Annotated in this window: 15 protein-coding genes; 11 read left to right on the forward strand and 4 right to left on the reverse strand. The window is 63.5% G+C overall.

Annotated elements, in window-relative coordinates:
* Nucleotides 1–25: 25 nt before the first annotated feature.
* Nucleotides 26–616 (reverse strand): nitroreductase family protein, encoded by a 591-nt coding sequence (locus LZ496_RS00815; RefSeq protein WP_249902709.1) that lies wholly within the window; start codon nucleotides 614–616, stop codon nucleotides 26–28.
* Nucleotides 617–750: 134 nt separating this feature from the next.
* Between LZ496_RS00815 and LZ496_RS00820 the strand changes: the two genes are divergently transcribed.
* From LZ496_RS00820 to folP, 9 genes are all read left to right on the forward strand, one after another.
* Nucleotides 751–2,382, forward strand: a complete 1,632-nt coding sequence (locus LZ496_RS00820; protein ID WP_249902710.1) for a peptide MFS transporter — start codon at nucleotides 751–753, stop codon at nucleotides 2,380–2,382.
* A complete protein-coding gene (locus LZ496_RS00825) occupies nucleotides 2,382–3,782 on the forward strand; it encodes an amidohydrolase (protein WP_249902711.1) in 1,401 nt (466 codons plus the stop codon). The genes LZ496_RS00820 and LZ496_RS00825 overlap by 1 nt, the downstream gene beginning before the upstream one ends.
* Nucleotides 3,779–5,083 carry an amidohydrolase family protein gene (locus LZ496_RS00830; protein ID WP_249902712.1) on the forward strand — a complete coding sequence of 435 codons (1,305 nt, stop codon included), beginning with the start codon at nucleotides 3,779–3,781 and terminating at the stop codon, nucleotides 5,081–5,083. Before LZ496_RS00825 ends, LZ496_RS00830 begins: the two co-directional genes overlap by 4 nt.
* Nucleotides 5,080–5,763: an NnrU family protein gene (locus LZ496_RS00835; RefSeq protein ID WP_249902713.1), complete on the forward strand. Its 684-nt coding sequence runs from the start codon at nucleotides 5,080–5,082 to the stop codon at nucleotides 5,761–5,763. The genes LZ496_RS00830 and LZ496_RS00835 overlap by 4 nt, the downstream gene beginning before the upstream one ends.
* 25 nt (nucleotides 5,764–5,788) lie before the next feature.
* A complete protein-coding gene (gene glmM / locus LZ496_RS00840) occupies nucleotides 5,789–7,123 on the forward strand; it encodes a phosphoglucosamine mutase (RefSeq protein WP_249902714.1) in 1,335 nt (444 codons plus the stop codon).
* A gap of 24 nt (nucleotides 7,124–7,147) precedes the next feature.
* On the forward strand, nucleotides 7,148–8,317 hold the full coding sequence (thiD, locus tag LZ496_RS00845; RefSeq protein ID WP_249902715.1) for a bifunctional hydroxymethylpyrimidine kinase/phosphomethylpyrimidine kinase: 1,170 nt from the start codon (nucleotides 7,148–7,150) through the stop codon (nucleotides 8,315–8,317).
* A gap of 143 nt (nucleotides 8,318–8,460) precedes the next feature.
* Nucleotides 8,461–9,081, forward strand: a complete 621-nt coding sequence (locus LZ496_RS00850) for a ribonuclease HII (protein ID WP_249902716.1) — start codon at nucleotides 8,461–8,463, stop codon at nucleotides 9,079–9,081.
* Nucleotides 9,082–9,284: 203 nt separating this feature from the next.
* On the forward strand, nucleotides 9,285–10,415 hold the full coding sequence (locus tag LZ496_RS00855) for a site-specific DNA-methyltransferase (protein WP_436286441.1): 1,131 nt from the start codon (nucleotides 9,285–9,287) through the stop codon (nucleotides 10,413–10,415).
* Nucleotides 10,416–10,494: 79 nt separating this feature from the next.
* Complete coding sequence (gene folP, locus LZ496_RS00860) at nucleotides 10,495–11,571, forward strand: dihydropteroate synthase (protein ID WP_249902717.1); 1,077 nt, start codon at nucleotides 10,495–10,497, stop codon at nucleotides 11,569–11,571.
* On the opposite strand, the gene LZ496_RS00865 is transcribed toward folP, so the two are convergent.
* Together LZ496_RS00865 and LZ496_RS00870 are read right to left on the reverse strand one after the other, a co-directional pair.
* Nucleotides 11,568–12,314: an SDR family NAD(P)-dependent oxidoreductase gene (locus LZ496_RS00865; RefSeq protein ID WP_249902718.1), complete on the reverse strand. Its 747-nt coding sequence runs from the start codon at nucleotides 12,312–12,314 to the stop codon at nucleotides 11,568–11,570. The genes folP and LZ496_RS00865 overlap by 4 nt on opposite strands.
* Nucleotides 12,315–12,333: 19 nt before the next feature.
* Entirely contained in the window at nucleotides 12,334–13,773 is a 1,440-nt protein-coding gene (locus tag LZ496_RS00870; RefSeq protein ID WP_249902719.1) for a sigma-54-dependent transcriptional regulator, read from the reverse strand.
* Between the two features lie 119 nt (nucleotides 13,774–13,892).
* Between LZ496_RS00870 and LZ496_RS00875 the strand changes: the two genes are divergently transcribed.
* The gene (locus tag LZ496_RS00875; RefSeq protein WP_249902720.1) at nucleotides 13,893–14,042 is read left to right on the forward strand and encodes an aa3-type cytochrome c oxidase subunit IV; all 150 of its coding nucleotides are present in this window, start codon (nucleotides 13,893–13,895) and stop codon (nucleotides 14,040–14,042) included.
* Between the two features lie 9 nt (nucleotides 14,043–14,051).
* Nucleotides 14,052–15,182 carry an NAD(P) transhydrogenase subunit alpha gene (locus tag LZ496_RS00880; RefSeq protein ID WP_249902721.1) on the forward strand — a complete coding sequence of 377 codons (1,131 nt, stop codon included), beginning with the start codon at nucleotides 14,052–14,054 and terminating at the stop codon, nucleotides 15,180–15,182.
* A gap of 502 nt (nucleotides 15,183–15,684) precedes the next feature.
* Here LZ496_RS00880 and LZ496_RS00885 read toward each other — a convergent pair.
* Nucleotides 15,685–17,973, reverse strand: coding sequence for an EAL domain-containing protein (locus tag LZ496_RS00885; protein ID WP_249902722.1), 2,289 nt, complete (start codon nucleotides 17,971–17,973; stop codon nucleotides 15,685–15,687).
* Nucleotides 17,974–18,082 lie beyond the last annotated feature (109 nt).

The raw sequence follows: 18,082 nt of genomic DNA on the forward strand, positions 1-18,082 counted from the left end.
GCTTCGCTAACGCTCGCAATGACGGCTAGACTTCCGGCGGTTGCCACTCGCTGACATGCTTGGCGAGCGCGGGCCGTGGGCGTTCCTCGAGCGGGTTGCCGGGCGTGCCGAGAAAGATGAAGCCGGCGATCCGCTCGCCCTCCCTGCAGAATGCCATGGTGACCCTTGGCGAATAGGCCTGCCAGCCGGTGATCCACCCGCCGACAAAGCCCAGGGCATGGGCGGCATGGAGCAGGTTCATCGCGACCGCGCCGCAGCTCAATTCCTGTTCCCAGACCGGAATCTTGTGACCCTGGATCGGGGAGGAAACCAGGGTGATCATTACGGGCGCCTGGTGGGCGAATTCCAGCGCCTTGGCATAATGGGCCGAGGTCGGATCGTCGTTACATTCCGGAAGCGCGCGGGCGAGGAGGTCGGCTAGTTGCTGCCGCTGTTGTGAGCCAACGATGACGAATCGCCACGGGGAGATCTTGCCATGATCGGGCGTTCGCATGGCGATGGTCAGGATGCGTTCTAGGTCGGCAGCGGATGGTCCGGGTGCAACCATTTCCCGCGGCCTACCGGAACGGCGGGTTTCGAGGAGCGATTGTGCGGATGAGATATCGTTCAGGGTCATGCAGTGCATCTAGTGGCGCAAGCCGTTGGCAACAATCGGCTTCACAAGCGCGTTTTCCCCGTTAGGGTGCCGCCCAATTCAACTAAAGGCACGCCCGCGCGAGGCGAGCCAGCACTTCGAGAGGAATGCCCGACATGGGTCTAAAGCCATTTTCCGCATGGGCCGAAGGCGACTGGATTACCGCAATTGCGGTCTTCGTCCTGGCTGTCTTCCTGACGGTCGGCGCCAAGGTTGCCGTCCAGAAGGAGCCCGAGTTCGCTGGGCACCCGAAGGGCCTGTACATGCTGTTCTTTGCCGAAATGTGGGAGCGTTTCTCCTACTACGGCATGCGGGCGCTGCTGATTTTCTACCTGACGCAGCATTGGCTGTTCAATGATTCCAAATCGAACCTGATCTACGGCGCCTACACCAGCCTGGTGTACATCACGCCCGTTCTCGGCGGCTATATCGCGGATCGCTACCTCGGGCAGCGCAAGGCTGTGCTGTTCGGCGGCCTTCTGCTGGCAGTCGGCCACAGCCTGATGGCGGTCGAAGGCGTTGGCGGCCAATCGGACCCGACGATCAACGTCTTCTGGGCGGCACTGGCCTTCATCATTGTCGGCTCGGGCTTCCTCAAGGCCAACATTTCGGTGATGGTCGGGCAGCTGTACAATCTGACCGACATCCGCCGCGACGGCGCCTACACCATCTTTTACATGGGCATTAACGTCGGCGCCGCGATCGGCACCATCCTGGTCGGCTATCTGGGCCAGACGATCGGCTGGGGCTATGGCTTCGGTCTCGCTGGCATCGGCATGCTCGCCGGCCTCGTCGTCTTCGTGCTGGGCAAGAAAGCGCTCCTTGGTGCAGGCGAAGCACCGGCGCCGCTCTCCAAGTCGAAGGAGTTCACCCTTTACGGCGTCGGCATCGGCGCGGTCGCGGTGATCTGGGCGCTGGTCCAGTATCAGGATGTCATCCAGACGCTGCTGATCATCTCGGGCCTCGCACTGCTTGGCTATGTTCTCTACGAGAGCTTCAAGCTGGAGAAGGAACCGCGCGAGCGCATGTTCGCCATCCTGTTCCTGATTGCCCTCAACCCGCTGTTCTGGGGCCTGTTCGAACAGGCCGGCGGCTCGATGAACCTCTTCACGGACCGCTTCGTCGACCGTGGCGGCGTGCCGGCGGCGATCTTCCAGTCGATCAATCCAATTTACATCATCCTTCTGGCACCGATATTCGCGGGCCTGTGGGTGGCCCTTGGCCGACGCGGAATGGAGCCTTCCGCTCCGGCCAAGTTCGGCCTGGCGCTTGCCCAGATGGGCCTTGCGAACCTCGTCCTCGTCTGGGGCGCTGAGGCTTACGGCCTGGCGGCGATGACCCCGGTCATCTTCGTGTTCCTCTACTATCTGCTGGCAACGACCGGTGAGCTCTGCCTCAGCCCGGTTGGCCTCAGCGCGATGAACCGGCTTGCGCCGTCGTACCTCGCATCGCTGATCATGGGCGCCTGGTTCTACATGACTGCGGTCGGCAACTTCGTCGCCGGCAAGATCGGCGAGGCGACCGGCGGCCATGGCGGCGAGATGAGCAAGGAAAAGCTGCTCCAGATTTACGAGCTGTTCGGCTGGGTCTCGATCGGTGCGGCGGTGGTCGTGCTGGCGCTTTCGCCGCTGGTGAAGCGCTGGATGCACCTCGACACGCTCCGCGACACCCGCGACCTCGCCGGTGATCGTGAACTTGGCGAGCCGCAGGCTGCGGGCGCCAACCTCAGCGGAGAGGTAAAGGCCTAATGCGTCTAACGGGGGGAGTAAGGTTCGCGGCGGCAATTATTGCGGTCGCGGGCCTGGGGGCTTGCGCCGCGCAGCCGAAGTCGAAGCCGGGCGAGATCAGGATCAACCTGAATCCCTATCCGTCCACTTACTACCCCTATGGCAGCGTCCCGACCTTGATCCGCGGGGCGACGATCCTCGACGGAGAGGGCGGACGGATCGACAATGGTTCGGTCCTGCTGGTCGATGGGAAGGTGAGCGCGGTTGGAGGCGCGGACCTTGGCGCTCCCGAAGGCGCCACCGTGATCGATGCCGGCGGACGATATGTGACGCCCGGGATCATCGACGTGCACAGCCATCTCGGCGACTATCCGTCGCCCGGCGTCCAGTCGACGAGCGACGGCAATGAGGCGACCTCACCCGCGCGGCCGGAGGTTTGGGCCGAACATAGCGTGTGGCCGCAGGATCCCGGCTTCTCGCGGGCGCTGGCCAATGGCGGGGTGACCTCGCTGCAGATCCTCCCCGGCTCGGCAAACCTGTTCGGCGGCCGCTCCGTAACCCTGAAGAATGTGCCTGCGCGGACGATGCAGGGAATGAAGTTCCCCGGCGCGCCCTATGGCCTCAAGATGGCCTGCGGCGAGAACCCCAAGCGCGTGTACGGGTCCAAGAGCCAGATGCCGCAGACCCGGATGGGCAACGTCGCCTATGTCCGGCAGACCTGGGCCAAGGCCAAGGAATATGACCGCAAGTGGACCAAATATGAAAAGACCGGCGGGGAAATTCCCGCGCAGGACCTGGCGATGGATACGCTTCGCGGCGTGCTCCACGGCGATATCCTGGTCCACAACCACTGCTACCGCGCTGACGAAATGGCGATCATGATCGATGTCGCCAAGGAGTTCGGCTACAAGATCGCCAGCTTCCAGCATGGCGTCGAGGCGTACAAGATCGCCGACCTGCTCAAGGAAAACGGCATCTGTGGCGCACTTTGGGCCGACTGGTACGGCTTCAAGATGGAAAGCTATGACGCGATCAACGAGAATATCGCGTTCGTCCAGAATGCGGGCGCTTGCACGATCGTCCATAGCGACGATGCGAACGGCATCCAGCGCTTGAACCAGGAGGCCGCCAAGGCGATCGCCTCGGGCAAGCGCGCCGGCATCAACATCAGCGAAGAAACGGCCTGGACCTGGCTGTCGAGTAACCCCGCGAAATCGCTGGGCATCTTCGAGCAGACGGGGAGCCTGAAGGCCGGTAAGATGGCCGACGTCGTGCTGTGGAACGGCAATCCGTTCAGCGCCTACACCCGGCCCGACAAGGTGTGGATCGACGGAGCTTTGCTTTACGATGCGGCCAATCCGAAGCTTCGGCCGGTCAGCGACTTCGAGCTGGGACAGCCGGGCGAAGGAGATGTGAAGTGAAGCGGCTTTCCCTGATCGCCACGGCACTGGCCGCAACCGCTTCGCCGCTCGCCGCGCAAACCTTTGCGATCTCCGGCGGCACCGTCGTGCTTGGCGATGGATCGGAGCCGATCCAGAACGGAATGGTCGTAGTGCGCGACGGACGGATCGTCGCCGCGGGCGACATTCGAATGAAATTGCCGGCGGGCACGGAGGTAATCGACGCCACCAACAAATGGGTGACGCCAGGCATCGTCGCGGGTTTCTCGCGACTTGGGCTGGCGGAAGTCGACCTTGGCGCTTCCGGGTCGGACGATACCGAGACTGGAGGGAGCCCGTTCAGCGCTGCGATCGACGTGACGCCGGGCGTGAACCCCAAGGCATCAACCATCGCCGTCAGCCGGACCGATGGCGTGACGCGGGCGGTTGTCGCGCCGGTTGCTGCCAAGAGCATTTTCGCAGGGCAGGGCGCGATCATCGACACCGGCGACGACATGGACCCGATCGTCCGTGCGCGCGCCTTCCAGTTCGTCGAGCTGGGCGAGGGCGGTGCGGGCATCGCCGGCGGGTCCCGTACGGCCAGCTTCGCAATGTTCCGCAACGCGCTCCGGGAGGCGCGAGACCTTCGGGGCCGCGTCGACAGCAATCGTCAGGACGATGTGCTTCTGACCCGTTTCGATGCCGCCGCGCTCGTGCCGGTAGTGCAGGGCAAGCAGCTGCTGCTGGTGCATGTCGAACGCTCCAAGGACATTTTGAATGTGCTGGACCTGCGGCAGGAGTTTCCCGGCCTCAAGATCGCTCTGGTGGGTGTGACCGAGGGCTGGCTGGTCGCCGACAAGCTTGCCTCGTCGGGGGTGTGGGTGATCGCTTCGGCGCTCAACGACCTTCCGTCGAGCTTCGAGCAGCTGGCGGCGACCCAGTCCAATGTCGGACGGATGCGGGCGGCTGGTGTCAATGTCGCGATCGGGATGATCGACGACAATGACACGCGCTATGCCCGCAATCAGCGGCAGTACGCCGGAAATCTGGTTGCGCTCGGCAAGGTGCCGGGCGCGGCGGGTGTTTCCTGGAGCGACGCATTCGCGATGATTTCCTCACGGCCTGCAGAAGCGGTGGGCCTTGGTGGAGAATTTGGGAGCCTGGCCGCCGGGCGCCGCGGCGACGTCGTCGTGTGGGACGGCGATCCGCTGGAGCTGAATAGCGCGCCCGAGGCGGTGTGGATCGATGGCGTGCGCCAGCCGCTCGACAACCACCAGACCAAGCTTCGCGACCGCTACCGCTCGCTCGAGCGCCAGGCGCTTCCGGAGGCATATCGCAAGTGAGCGGACTGGGCATGCTGGCGCTGGCTTCCGTGGCCTTCGTCGGCACCCACTTCCTTATGTCGCACCCGCTTCGCTCGCCGATGGTTTCTGCGCTGGGCGAGCGCGGCTTCGCAGGCGTCTATTCGCTAATCTCCCTGGTGCTATTCGGCTGGATGATCTGGGCCTATCCGGCGGCGACCGCCGAGGCGCCGCAGCCCTATTGGGACGCAGGGCGATGGGGCTATTCGATCGCGACCTTGCTGATGTGGCTCGGATCGGTGCTGTTCGTCGGCTCGCTGCGCCGCAATCCCGCACTGCCGAGGCCCGGCAAGGTGATCGAGCGGATCGACGAGCCCAACGGCGTCTTTTCGATCACGCGCCATCCGATGATGTGGGGCTTCGCGCTCTGGGCCGCGACCCACGCAATCGTCAATCCGACCGCGGCCAGCCTGATCCTCTGCTTCGCGATCGCATTCCTCGCACTGGTCGGCGCCGCCCTGCAGGACGGCAAGAAGGACTGGCTGATGGGCGACGTCTGGCGCGACTATCGCTCGAAGACCAGTTTCGTCCCTTATGGCCGGGGATTGAAGTCGGCGGACGGGTTTGCGCTCGTCTTCGGGACGGTCGTCTGGCTCGCGGCTACCTGGGCGCACGGTGCGCTGGGCGGAAGGCCCGCCGGCGTATGGGCCTTCCTCGGCTGAGCCTTTTGGGACTAAGAGCCGGCTGATGGGACGGAAATTCTTCGGTACTGACGGGATTCGCGGGCGCACCAACCAGGCGCCGATGACGGCCGATGTTGCGATGCAGGTCGGGCAGGCGGCGGGTACCTATTTCCTGCGCGGGGTCCATCGCCACCGGGTGGTGATCGGCAAGGATACGCGGCTTAGCGGCTATATGATGGAATCGGCGATGGTCGCGGGCTTTACGTCTGTGGGCATGGACGTCGTGTTGCTGGGCCCGATGCCGACGCCGGCCGTCGCGATGTTGACTCGCGACCTGCGCGCTGACCTGGGCGTGATGATCTCGGCCAGCCACAATCCCTTTGCCGACAATGGCATCAAGCTGTTCGGTCCCGACGGCTACAAGCTCAGCGACAAGACGGAGATGGAGATCGAGCGGCTGATGGAAGAGCCGGCGACCTTGATCGACGCCCCGAAGATCGGCCGGGCAAAGCGCATCGACGATGCACGCGGCCGCTATGTCCAGTTCGCCAAGTCGACCTTTCCGCATCACCTGCGCCTGGATGGGCTGAAGGTGGTGATCGATTGCGCCAATGGCGCTGCCTATCACGTTGCCCCGGACGCAATCTGGGAACTGGGCGCGGACGTTATTCCGCTGGGCACCAAGCCCGATGGCCTCAACATCAACGACAAATGCGGCTCGACCGCGCCGGAATTGTTGCGCGAAACCGTCGTCGCGTCGGGTGCCGATCTCGGCCTTGCGCTGGACGGCGACGCGGATCGCCTGATCGTGGTCGACGAGAAGGGGCAGGTGGTGGACGGCGATCAGCTGATGGGCCTGATCGCGCTGTCGCAGCACCAGCATGGAACGCTCCGCGGCGGCGGCATCGTCTCGACTGTCATGTCCAACCTCGGCCTGGAGCGGAAGCTTGGCGAAGCGGGTCTCGACATGCACCGGTCTGCTGTCGGCGATCGCTATGTGCTGGAAGCGATGCGGGAAATGCGCCGGAATGTCGGCGGGGAACAATCCGGTCACATCATCCTGTCCGATCACGCAACCACCGGCGATGGCCTGATCGCCGGCCTGCAGATCCTCGCCGCATTGGTCGATAGCGGAAAGCCGGCCAGCGAGCTGCTGCATGTGTTCGAACCAGTCCCGCAATTGCTCAAGAATGTGCGGTTCAACGGCGGCGCGCCGCTTGAGCAGGACAAGGTCAAGGCGATCATCGCCGGTGCGGAAAGCGAACTTGGTGACCGTGGGCGCCTGGTCATCCGGAAATCCGGCACGGAACCGCTGATCCGGGTGATGGCCGAGGGCGACGATGCCGAAATGGTCGAACGGCTGGTCGACCGCATTTGCGAGGCGGTTGCGGCTGCTTAACGATTTGGGTCTATTGGCCGACACATGACTTCGAAGCCTCCGCGAATCCTCATCATCGCCGGATCCGATTCCGGTGGCGGAGCGGGTATTCAGGCCGACATCAAAACGGTGACGATGCTGGGTGGGCACGCCATGACCGCCATCACGGCAGTCACCGCGCAGAATACGCAAGGCGTCACCGCCGTGCATGCCGTTCCGACCGAGATCGTGCTCGCCCAGATCGATGCGGTGATCGAGGACATTGGCGTCGATGCGGTCAAGATCGGGATGATCGGATCATCCTTTACCGCGATGCACATCGCCGAGCGCCTCCAGAAGCTGGAAGGCATTCCGGTGGTGTTCGACCCGGTCATGGTTGCGACTAGCGGTGCGACATTGGCGGACGACGCGACGGTGGCGGCGTTCGGCAGGTTGATGGACGTCGCGATGATCGCAACGCCGAACCTGCCGGAGCTCAAGCGGCTGACCGGCGAAGAAGATGAGGTGGCCGGTGCGCTGAAGCTGGTTTCCGACCACCGCTGCGCGGTCCTCATCAAGGGCGGCCATGAGGAGGGCGATGCCCTGGCCGACGCCCTCATCGAAGAAGATAATATGACGAGCTGGCAGGGCCAGCGGATCGACACCAACTCGACGCACGGCACGGGCTGCACGCTGGCTAGCGGAATCGCCTTCTATCTGGGGGCGGGACTTGGCCTGGCCCAGGCGGTCGAGCGGGCGCGTCTGTTCGTGCGCATGGCGCTCCACGAAGCGCCGGGCCTGGGGCAGGGCCATGGGCCGCTCGGCCAGCAGAATGTGCGGATGGATACGGGGCTCGGCCTCCGCCTCAACCAGGTGACCGTCACCGGCAAAGACTATGCCAAGATGGTCGACTTCTACCGCAAGCTCGGCCTCAAGCAGATCGTCGGCAGCCCGGAAAATCAATATGCGCGGTTCGAAGTGGGCGGGACGACATTCTCGATCCAGTGCGATCCCGAAGCGGAGATTGGCGAAACGGTCGCGGTCTATTTCGAGTGCGATGATCTCGACGAACGGGTCGAACGGCTGGCCCGCCAGGGCATTCCGTTTGAGCATGGCCCGCGCAATCAGCCATGGATGTGGCGAGAAGCGCGGCTTCGCGATCCGTCGGGCAATACTGTCTTCTTCTATCGCGCTGGCGAGGCGCGGCGGTTCCCGCCGTGGCGGATGGAGGAGTAAGTCTCGTCATTGCGAGCGAAGCGAAGCAATCCAGTCTGGATTGCCGCGTCGCCTTCGGCTCCTCGCAATGACGGGATATTGATCCACAGAAATTTCGTTTCGTGGCTTCCACTTAGATCATCCCGCCAATATCGTCGGCGACCGTGGCACGGCCCTGTTTCAAGCTTGAACTTCCCTATCCGCAGCCCCTGGCCGGGGTCGATGAGGCGGGTTGTGCGCCGCTGGCAGGTCCGGTGGTCGCCGCCGCGGTCGTGCTGGATCGGGAGAAGTTTCCGCGCGGCATCGACGATTCCAAGAAGCTGGATCTCGACACGCGCGAAGCAATCTACGGCCGACTGCAGAAGGTCGCGCGGATCGGCGTGGGAATGGCTTCGGTCGAGGAGATCGACCAGATCAACATCTATTGGGCGCGCATGCTGGCGATGACGCGGGCGGTCGAGGCGCTAGGTATCGAGCCGGCCTGGATCCTGGTTGACGGCAATGCCACGCCCCGCTGGGAGCGCCCATCCAAGGCGGTCATTGCCGGGGACGCCAAGTGCCGGTCGATCGCGGCCGCCTCCATCGTCGCCAAGGTGACGCGCGACCGGATCATGGCCGAACATGCCGAAACCTATCCCGGCTATGGCTGGGAGACCAACCGCGGTTATCCGACCCCGGAGCATATCCGTGCGCTGGATACTCTGGGCCTGACGCCGCTTCACCGGCGCAGCTTCGCTCCGGTTCGGGAGCGGATGGCGCAAGTCATGGTGCTTCCCGCCGAATAATTTCGTGCCCGAGTCTTTCGAGTCACACCACTAGGGATTGAGTCCCGCGTTTCCGCGCAGACTCAACATCTTGTGTTTGGTCGTTGGGCGGATTCCTTTTGTTCTCATCGGACCTGTTCGAGGCTCTCGGCCGGCCTCCTTGACCGCGAGTCCGGCGTGACTCATCGAGGGTGTCCATCAAATGGGGACCGCCAGAAATGATCATGCACCTGCCGCTTATGGAGAGCCCGGGCCGTTCGCGCCCGCGTACTCAATCGCGCAGCAAGGAACTGCCGATCGACAGCATTCTTGAGGGTGACTGCATCGCCGAGATGGCGCGCCTCCCGGACAAATCGGTGGACATGATCTTCGCCGATCCGCCCTACAATCTTCAGCTGGGCGGCGACCTGTTCCGGCCTGAAGGCGGCAAGGTCGATGCCTGCGATGACGATTGGGACAAGTTCGACAGCCTCGCCACCTATGACGACTTCACGCGCGAATGGCTGGCGGAGGCCCGGCGCATCCTGAAGGATGACGGCACCATCTGGGTGATCGGCAGCTACCACAATATCTACCGCGTCGGTGCGCTGCTCCAGGACGCGGAATTCTGGATCCTCAACGACATCGTCTGGCGCAAGGCCAACCCCATGCCCAATTTCCGGGGCACGCGCTTCACCAATGCGCATGAGACATTGCTGTGGTGCGCGAAGGACGAGAAGGCGCGCTACACCTTCAACTATCGCGCGATGAAGGCGCTGAACGACGATTTGCAGATGCGGTCGGACTGGGTGCTTCCGATCTGCTCCGGCTCGGAGAGGGTGAAGGACGATGCCGGTGACAAGGCGCATCCGACGCAAAAGCCGGAATCCCTTCTTTATCGCATCCTGCTCGCTTGCACGAAGCCGGGCGATGTAGTGCTCGACCCATTTTTCGGGACCGGAACGACCGGCGCGGTGGCCCGCCGGTTGGGCCGCAAATGGATCGGGATCGAGCGCGAGCGCAGCTATGTGAAGGTCGCGCGCCAGCGGATCGATGCGACGTTGCCGCTCGACGAGAGTGCCATGACCGTGATGGCCGACAAGCGCAGCCAGCCGCGCGTCGCCTTCGGCCTGCTGGTCGAAAGTGGAATGGTGCCGGCGGGCTCGCTGCTCATGGACTCGAAGCGGCGCTGGTCGGCCAGCGTCAATGCGGACGGGTCGATAGCTTGCGAGGGGAATTCGGGGTCCATCCACAAGGTCGGAGCGACATTGCAGGGCGCGCCTTCGTGCAACGGCTGGACTTTCTGGCATGTCGAGCTTGAAGATAAGCTGCAGCCGATCGATGCGCTTCGGCAGAAGCATCTGGCCGGACTTTAATCGTCATTGCGAGGAGCGTAGCGACGCGGCAATCCAGTCTGGATTGCTTCGCTGCGCTCGCAATGACGGAAGGACTTGAATGACCCGCACGCTCATCCGGCCCACGGGCTTCGTCGATTCTCCTTTCGGCCATGACGGCAAAGTCGCGCGGCTTGCCGGTGGCTTGAACTGGTTCGGCCTGGTCGAGCTTCTCCGGATCGATGGCAATCGCCGCACGGCAGGTGAGATCGTCCCAGTCGCAGGCATCGAAGATCGCTTCGACGCGGCAATGGCAGCCGACTGGGCGCGGATCACCGGTCAGCGAAAAGCGCTGCAGATGGGCGAGCGGACGATCCGCCTGGACCAGCCGCAGGTGATGGGCATCGTCAATGCGACGCCCGACAGCTTTTCCGACGGGGGAGCCTATGCCGACGCGTCCGGTGCAGCCGATGCTGGAGCAGTAATGGCGGCCGCAGGTGCGGCGATCATCGACATCGGCGGAGAGTCCACCCGGCCCGGCGCGACTACCGTGTGGGAAAATGACGAGATCGAACGAGTTCTTCCGATCGTCCAGCGACTGGCAGCGGGCGGTCATGCCGTTTCGATCGATACGCGTAAGTCTGGCGTGATGAGCGCTGCGCTGGGGGCGGGGGCCAAGCTGGTCAATGACGTATCCGCGCTAACCTGGGACCCGCAGTCGGCGAAGGTCGTCGCGGAGGCGGGCGCTCCGGTCGTGCTGATGCATCACCAGGGCGATCCCACAACGATGCAGGACGCGCCGCGCTATGACGATGCGCTGGTCGAGGTGTTTCTGTGGCTGGAGGAACGGATTGCTGCCGCGGAGGAAACGGGGATTCCGCGCGACAGGATCCTGGTCGACCCGGGAATCGGATTCGGAAAGACCGTCGCCCACAATCTGGAGCTGATGAACGGGCTGGCGCTGCTGCATGGCCTCGGCTGCCCGATCGTCCTCGGCGCAAGCCGCAAGAGGATGATCGGCGCGCTTGCCAATGAGGCGCCGGCGGACAAAAGATTGCCGGGAAGCCTGGCTCTCGCGCTCAAGGGGGTGGAGCAAGGCGCGCAGATCCTCCGGGTGCATGACATTCCCGAAACGGTGCAGGCACTGAAAGTCTGGCGCGGCCTCAGGGATGCCGCGCTGACGCCGAAGTCCGTCTAAAGTGAGTAGCCGCCGTCGCTGGTGAGGACGGTGCCGGTCATCGTCGCGGCATCATCTGACAGCAGGAATGCGATTTGCGCGGCAATTTCGTCGGCACTGGCATAACGGCCTAAAGGCGTTGCCATCTTCGCCATGGCGCTGATCGCGGCTTCGCGGCTGCCCTCACTGGCGACGAGCTGTTCAAAGAAGGGCATGTCGTCCCAGATCGGCGTGTCGACACCGCCGGGTGCGATCGCATTGACGCGAATGCCGTCTGGCGCGACTTCCTTGGCGGCGACTTTCGCCAACTGCAGGACCGCAGCCTTCGATGCGCCATAGGCTGCCACGCCGGCTTCCGCCTTCATTCCGGAGATGGAGCCGGTGATGACGATGGAACGTGGGCCGCTGCTGGCCTTGATCGCTCGTAGCGCGGCCCGCAGCGTCAGGAACGCTCCGTCGAGATTGACCGACATCACGCGGCGCCACTCGTCGAATTCGAGCGCCTCGATCGGCCCGCCGCTGGAGACGCCGGCATTGACGACTGCGTGTGTCAGGCCGGCCAGCGCGGACTGGTTTGCGGACCAGAAGCTTTCGTCGGAGACGCTGCCCCGCAGTCGCTGAACTGGTGAATGTTGGGACGCGACATCCGCATGATCTGCCAAGTCGACGAGGACCAGATCATAGCCCTTGGCGGCAAACAGATCGGCGACGGCACGGCCAATGCCGGATGCGGCGCCGGTGATGAGGATTTTGGGCTGCGGCATAAGCCGCAACTAGACCGGCTCAGGCGGCGGTGTCGATCCCGAGCTCGCCAAGCTTGCGGTAGAGAGTCGACCGGCCGATCCCGAGGCGGCGAGCGACTTCCGTCATGCGTCCGCGATAATGGCCGATCGCCAGCCGGATGATATCCGCCTCGATTTCCTCGAGACTGCGGAGGTGGCCATCCTGGCGATATAAAGTGACGCCGGGCGCGCCGGCCATCGCCGCGTCTGTCGATAGCTTGCCGATGTCCGGCGAAGCATCGCTGCGACGGCCTGAAAAACGCGACTGGATGGCGATGTGCGGGAATTCATTGGCCGTCAGCGAATTGCCATCGCTCTGGAGCGCGGCTCGGAACAGCACGCCGGCCAGCTGGCGGACGTTGCCCGGCCAGCCGTAGCGCATGAGGATTGCGAGCGCGTCATTGCCGATCGAAAGGGGGCGCATGCCCGGCTCTTCGGCGAAGCGTCCCAACAGGTGGCGGGCCAGCGTTGGAATATCCCCGCTACGCTCCCGCAGAGGCGGCAGGGTGACCGTGGTCGCGGAAATGCGCTCGGCCAGGCTCGGTAGGAAATCGCCTGGCAGGGGACGGCTGGACGTCGCGATCAGGCGAATATCGACGGAATTGGAACCATTGCATCCGACCGGGCGAACTTCGCCGGTCGCCAGGACGCGGTCGAGCTTCTCCTGCGTTTCCTGAGGCAGCGATCCCACCTCGTCGAGCAGCAAGGTTCCGCCGTCCGCTTCCACAATACGGCCGACACGCTCCGCGAAGGCGCCCGGGAAAGCGCCCGGCATATGGCCGAACAGCTCGCTGTCGATGATGTTGGCGGCGACCGACTTGCAGTCGACCTTCACGATCTGATTCTTGGCGCGAAGGCTTGCGTGATGGATCGATCGGGCAAAGGTTTCCTTGCCCGAACCGGGCTCGCCGACGATGAGGATCGGAAGGCGGTTGCGGGCCGCCTTGGCCGCAACGGCCAGTGCCGCGCGGAAGGCCGGAGCCGAGCCTACCAGCTGGTCCAGCATCAGTTCCGGAGCGATCTTTTCGGAAATGGGCGCAAGCTCGCCGGCGGCGCGGCGGCGATCGGCGTGGGCAGCCAGCGCATCGAGCAGCCGTTCCGGAGCGACCGGCTTGGCCAGGAAATCGGACGCACCCGCACGCATCGCATCGACCGCCTGCGCGATCGAGCCGGCGTCGGCCAGTGCAATAATCGGCAATGTGGAACGGCAACGGCGCAGCGCCGCAATCAGGGCAGGGCCGTTCTCGGCATCCCAGCTCGACAGCACAGCGGCGCGGACCTCGCGGCCATGCGGGCCTTGCAGGATGGCCGCAGCCGTCTCGTCGCATGATGCGCCGACCGTGCTCCAGCCGGCGCGCGAGGCGATCGCGGAGAGCTGCCTCCGCTCATTGGCATCGGCATCGATCAGGAGCAGCGAGCGTAGGACGACTTCTTCGCGCATGCGTAACTTTTAGCGCAAATGGGTAAAGCTCCCCTTAAAGCTTCGCAAAAAGCTGCTTGGGCGTCGGCGGCGGGCTTGTTAAGACCGCCCCAACCAGAAGTTGAACGGGGAATATCGTAATGGCTGACAACAAGGTTCATCCGACCGCCACCGAAATGGATTATCCGGCGCATCACCGGAACTACGCCGGTTTCATCACTCTGTTGAAATACGGCATTATTGCCAGTGCGATCGTTACCGCGATCGTCATCTACACGATTTCGAACTAGGGCCCCGGCTTGAAGGTCGCGGTCCTGAAGGAAGGCGCGGGGGAAACCCGGGTCGCCGCCATTCCCGAAACGGTGAAGAAGTTCGCCGGGCTCGGCGCAACGGTCGCCGTTGAGAAGGGCGCCGGCGAAGGCGCCACCATCTCCGACGCCGAGTATGAGGGCGCGGGAGCCGCGACCGGTTCCAGGGCCGACGTCCTGAAAGACGCCGATATCATCCTTTGCGTCAGCGGGCCTGATGCTTCGACGTTGAGCGGAGCCAAATCGGGTGCGCTACTCGTCGGCGCGCTGGATCCGGCAAAGCGGAGCGAGGCGATCGCCGACTACGCCAAGGCCGGGCTCGAGGCGCTGGCGATGGAATGGATGCCGCGCATCACGCGGGCCCAGTCGATGGACATCTTATCGTCGCAGTCGAACCTCGCCGGATACAAGGCGGTGGTAGACGCGGCATCGACTTATGGCCGCGCCTTTCCGATGATGATGACAGCCGCCGGGACGGTCAGTCCCGCGAAGGTCTTTGTGATGGGGGTCGGCGTTGCGGGCCTCCAGGCGATCGCCACCGCGAAACGGCTCGGTGCGCAAGTCAGCGCCACCGACGTCCGTTCGGCGACGAAGGAACAGATCCAGTCACTGGGTGCCAAACCGATCTTCGTAGAAGGCGTTGCCGGCATCGAAGGCGAAGGGCAGGGCGGCTATGCCAGCGAAACCAGCCCCGAATATCAGGCGGCGCAGGCCGAACTTGTGTCCGGCCATATCGCCAAGCAGGATATCGTGATCACCACCGCGCTGATTCCGGGACGCCCCGCGCCGCGGCTGATCAGCGATGCCCAGCTGGCGACGATGCGGCCGGGCAGCGTCATTGTCGACCTGGCCGCCGAAGCGGGTGGCAATGTCGAAGGGTGCGTGGCCGGAGAAACGGTCGTGCGCCACGGCGTAGCGATTGTCGGCGCGGTTCAGCTGGCGCGGACGCTTGCCGCAGACTCTTCCGCACTATTCGCGCGAAACCTGGCCAACTTCCTGACTGCCTTCTGGGACAAGGAAAAGTCGGAAGTCGTCCTTCCTGACGATGATGAGATTGTGACCGGTATCCGCCTGACGCGCGGCGGCGCGGTGGTTCACGAGCGCCTCAAGACAGCGCAGTAACGATTAACCATTTCGAATCGGGCAAACAGGCTCTGCACCGTGCAGGGGCCGGTTACTTCCGTGCCTGAATGGACCATGCGCTTTGGCTGAAAAGAGAAAGGCGTCCCCGCAATGCGGAGACGCCAAAAGACGATCCACGCCGAGCCGTAGATCGTCGAATTTTTGGCAGAATCCCGACCTTTCGGCCGGGGATTCAATTAGCCGCTGCCGCCAGCGCCGCTCCAGCCATGGCCGAACAGCCAGCTCCAGAGGCCAAGACGGGTAGCACTCGCTTTCTTGTACTTCATGATCGTCCCCTGTCGTCAAACGCGACTCACGCCGCCGACAAGGACATTAACCTTAATCGAAATGGTTAGCAACGAATTTACCAAGTTCTCCAGAAGCGGCCGCTAAGGGTCAAAGTAATGGATGAGTCAAACGGCACTCCCGCAGTAGAAACTGCGACCGTGTCTTGCGTTAACCTTTATTAACAGAAGGCTGAAAAGCTAAGCAGAAGAGTGCTTTAAGCGGCGCGCTTTTTCCGTTCGCCATTCAAGCGCTTGGCAAGGTCGTTAAGACTGCTGGGCCGACCGACAATAAAGCCCTGGGCGACTTCGCACTTCATCGCGATCAGCATGTCGAGGATCTCGCGATTTTCCACGCCTTCCGCGACGACTGTACGACCGAGCGAATGGGCCAGTGCAATGGTCGACTGGACCATCACCAGGTCGCTGCGATGTTCGCGCATGGATTTGACGAAACTCTGGTCGATCTTGATTTCGCTCGCCGGCACCTTCTTCAGATAGTCGAGCGTCGACAGGCCGGTGCCATAGTCGTCGATCGATACCCGCACGCCCAGGTCCTTGAGACCGAACAGGGGGCTGGTATCCGCGCCGTTGGCAAGCGCTGCCGTTTCGGTCAGCTCAAGCGTCAGTCGGGCAGGGTCCAGCCCATGTTTGTCGAGGACGGCGCGCACGCGCGAAGGAAGCGATTTGTCGCCCAGCATTCGGGCCGACAGATTCACGGCCATGTCGAACGGCCCATGTTCCTTGTTGATGCGCGCGGCTGCTTCGACCGCCTTGTCCAGCACGAACATGGTCAGCTTTTCGATGCGATCGTTCTGCTCGGCGGCGGCCACGAATTCGACCGGGCTGATCGGGCCCTTTTCCGGATGGGTCCAGCGCGCAAGCGCCTCGGCTCCGCGGATTCGATGGCTCCGGAGATCCAGCTGCGGCTGGTAAGCGACCCAAACCTGTCCATTGTCGATCGCATCGTCGAGCTGGCTGAGCAACGACAAGCGCCAATCGGCATCCTTCAAGCGCTCAGGATCGTGATACTTCCACCGAAGGCCTTCATTCGTGGCCTCGTCGGCGGCGACCAGCGCACTGTTCAAACGGTTGCTGAGCGAGCGACCGCTTCCGATCTCGACGCCGAAGGTGATCGCGATGTCGAGCGGCCGGCCGTCGATCTTCGCCGGACTGCGGAAGAGAGCAGCGAGCGCTTCGACATGGTGACCGATCGCGGTGCCGGGGGGAACGGTCCAGGCGAAGATGCCTTCGTCGCCCTGATAGACAGTCGCGACTTCCGAACCGACCTTGAGGCGAGCTGCCACCTGTTCGACGAGGTTGCGCTCGTTGGCCTGGGTGAGCGTCGATACGATCTGCGCATAGTTGACGACGCGCGCGACGATGAGCGGACGATCGCGCTCCGTGCTCGCGCGCCGAAGTGCATTGAGGTTCGGCAGTCCGCTGATGGCGTTGGTAAGGCCGCGGCGCTTGGCGTTCCGCAGCAGCAAGCCAATGCCAACCCAACTGACGACGAACAGGCCGGGCGTTACGTCCGCGAATATCTGCGAGCGTTCAAGAAGTGCCGGGAGCAGGAGCAGAGCCGCCATACCGGAAACAAGCGCCACAATCTGCTGTCGACCGCTGCGCTTGATCGTCAAGCATACCAAAGCCGTGGCGAGGAGGAAGGCCGGGATCCAGCCAAGATCGATTGGCTTACCCGCTTTCAGCGTCTCTGCACCGATGATGTGAATGTAGACGCCGCTCATCTTGCCCCAGCCGGGCAGCATGAACTGGTCGCCCAACCGCTCGGCGGCCAGGCCGACGACTACGGTCTTTCCACGAAGCGCTTCGCGATGGCGGCCGGCAATGACGTCCGCTGCGCTAAACGTCTTGATGGAAGCCGGGTCGAACGCATAGTTGACGCGGAATTCCTCGCTTCGTCCGGAATAGCGTTGGGCCAACACCGTCGCGAGTGACGGGATGACCGAATTTCCGCGCTCGGTACCGAGCGGCAGCATCCAGCCTTCGTTCGCATAATTATACTGCAGGGCGATCGCGCCGACCCCTGTATGCTCCCGGAATTCGGGCAGCGGCTGCACGTCTTCGTAGACGCCTTGCTGCGCACCGGCACGGGGAAGATAGGCGAGGGTCACATTGCTGCTGCGCGCAAAGGAGGCTGCAAGCAGCCGGTCCTGCGCCGGATCCGACCGATCCGGGAACATGATGTCGTGAACCTGCTGCTTCGGCCTTGCCGCATCGATCGCATCGACCAGATCGGCATAGCGGCCGCGCGGCCATGGCCAGCGACCGACCTCCCGCAGCGACTTTTCGTCGATTCCGACCATGACGATTTCGCCGCTGGCGGGGCGTTCGTTCAGATGATTACGGACGGCCCGCAGCCGGTCCTCGGGATATTCGCCCGCGCGTACGAGCGCAAAAAGCAGGCCAAGGACGATCGCCCAGCCAAGCAGCCTGGTCGGCCTACTTTCCTTTCGCTCTCGGTCCTTGCGGCGCAACCAGCGCATCGGCGCTTGTTCCCTTCCTGCTTCGTTAACTGCTTCACCAGAAAGAGGTTAACAAATGGGAAACCGCGCTAAATTTAATGGTATGGCGAAAGCGGAAATATTCGCGCCT

This window comes from Sphingomonas caseinilytica, from assembly GCF_023516455.1.
GTDB lineage: Bacteria > Pseudomonadota > Alphaproteobacteria > Sphingomonadales > Sphingomonadaceae > Sphingomicrobium > Sphingomicrobium caseinilyticum.

Coding starts and splice junctions, on each gene's coding strand:
- LZ496_RS00815 (WP_249902709.1), bottom strand. CDS start 616: ATGACCCTGAACGATATCTCATCCGCACAATCGCTCCTCGAAACCCGC.
- LZ496_RS00820 (WP_249902710.1), top strand. CDS start 751: ATGGGTCTAAAGCCATTTTCCGCATGGGCCGAAGGCGACTGGATTACC.
- LZ496_RS00825 (WP_249902711.1), top strand. CDS start 2,382: ATGCGTCTAACGGGGGGAGTAAGGTTCGCGGCGGCAATTATTGCGGTC.
- glmM (WP_249902714.1), top strand. CDS start 5,789: ATGGGACGGAAATTCTTCGGTACTGACGGGATTCGCGGGCGCACCAAC.
- thiD (WP_249902715.1), top strand. CDS start 7,148: ATGACTTCGAAGCCTCCGCGAATCCTCATCATCGCCGGATCCGATTCC.
- LZ496_RS00855 (WP_436286441.1), top strand. CDS start 9,285: ATGCACCTGCCGCTTATGGAGAGCCCGGGCCGTTCGCGCCCGCGTACT.
- folP (WP_249902717.1), top strand. CDS start 10,495: ATGACCCGCACGCTCATCCGGCCCACGGGCTTCGTCGATTCTCCTTTC.
- LZ496_RS00865 (WP_249902718.1), bottom strand. CDS start 12,314: ATGCCGCAGCCCAAAATCCTCATCACCGGCGCCGCATCCGGCATTGGC.
- LZ496_RS00870 (WP_249902719.1), bottom strand. CDS start 13,773: ATGCGCGAAGAAGTCGTCCTACGCTCGCTGCTCCTGATCGATGCCGAT.
- LZ496_RS00875 (WP_249902720.1), top strand. CDS start 13,893: ATGGCTGACAACAAGGTTCATCCGACCGCCACCGAAATGGATTATCCG.
- LZ496_RS00885 (WP_249902722.1), bottom strand. CDS start 17,973: ATGCGCTGGTTGCGCCGCAAGGACCGAGAGCGAAAGGAAAGTAGGCCG.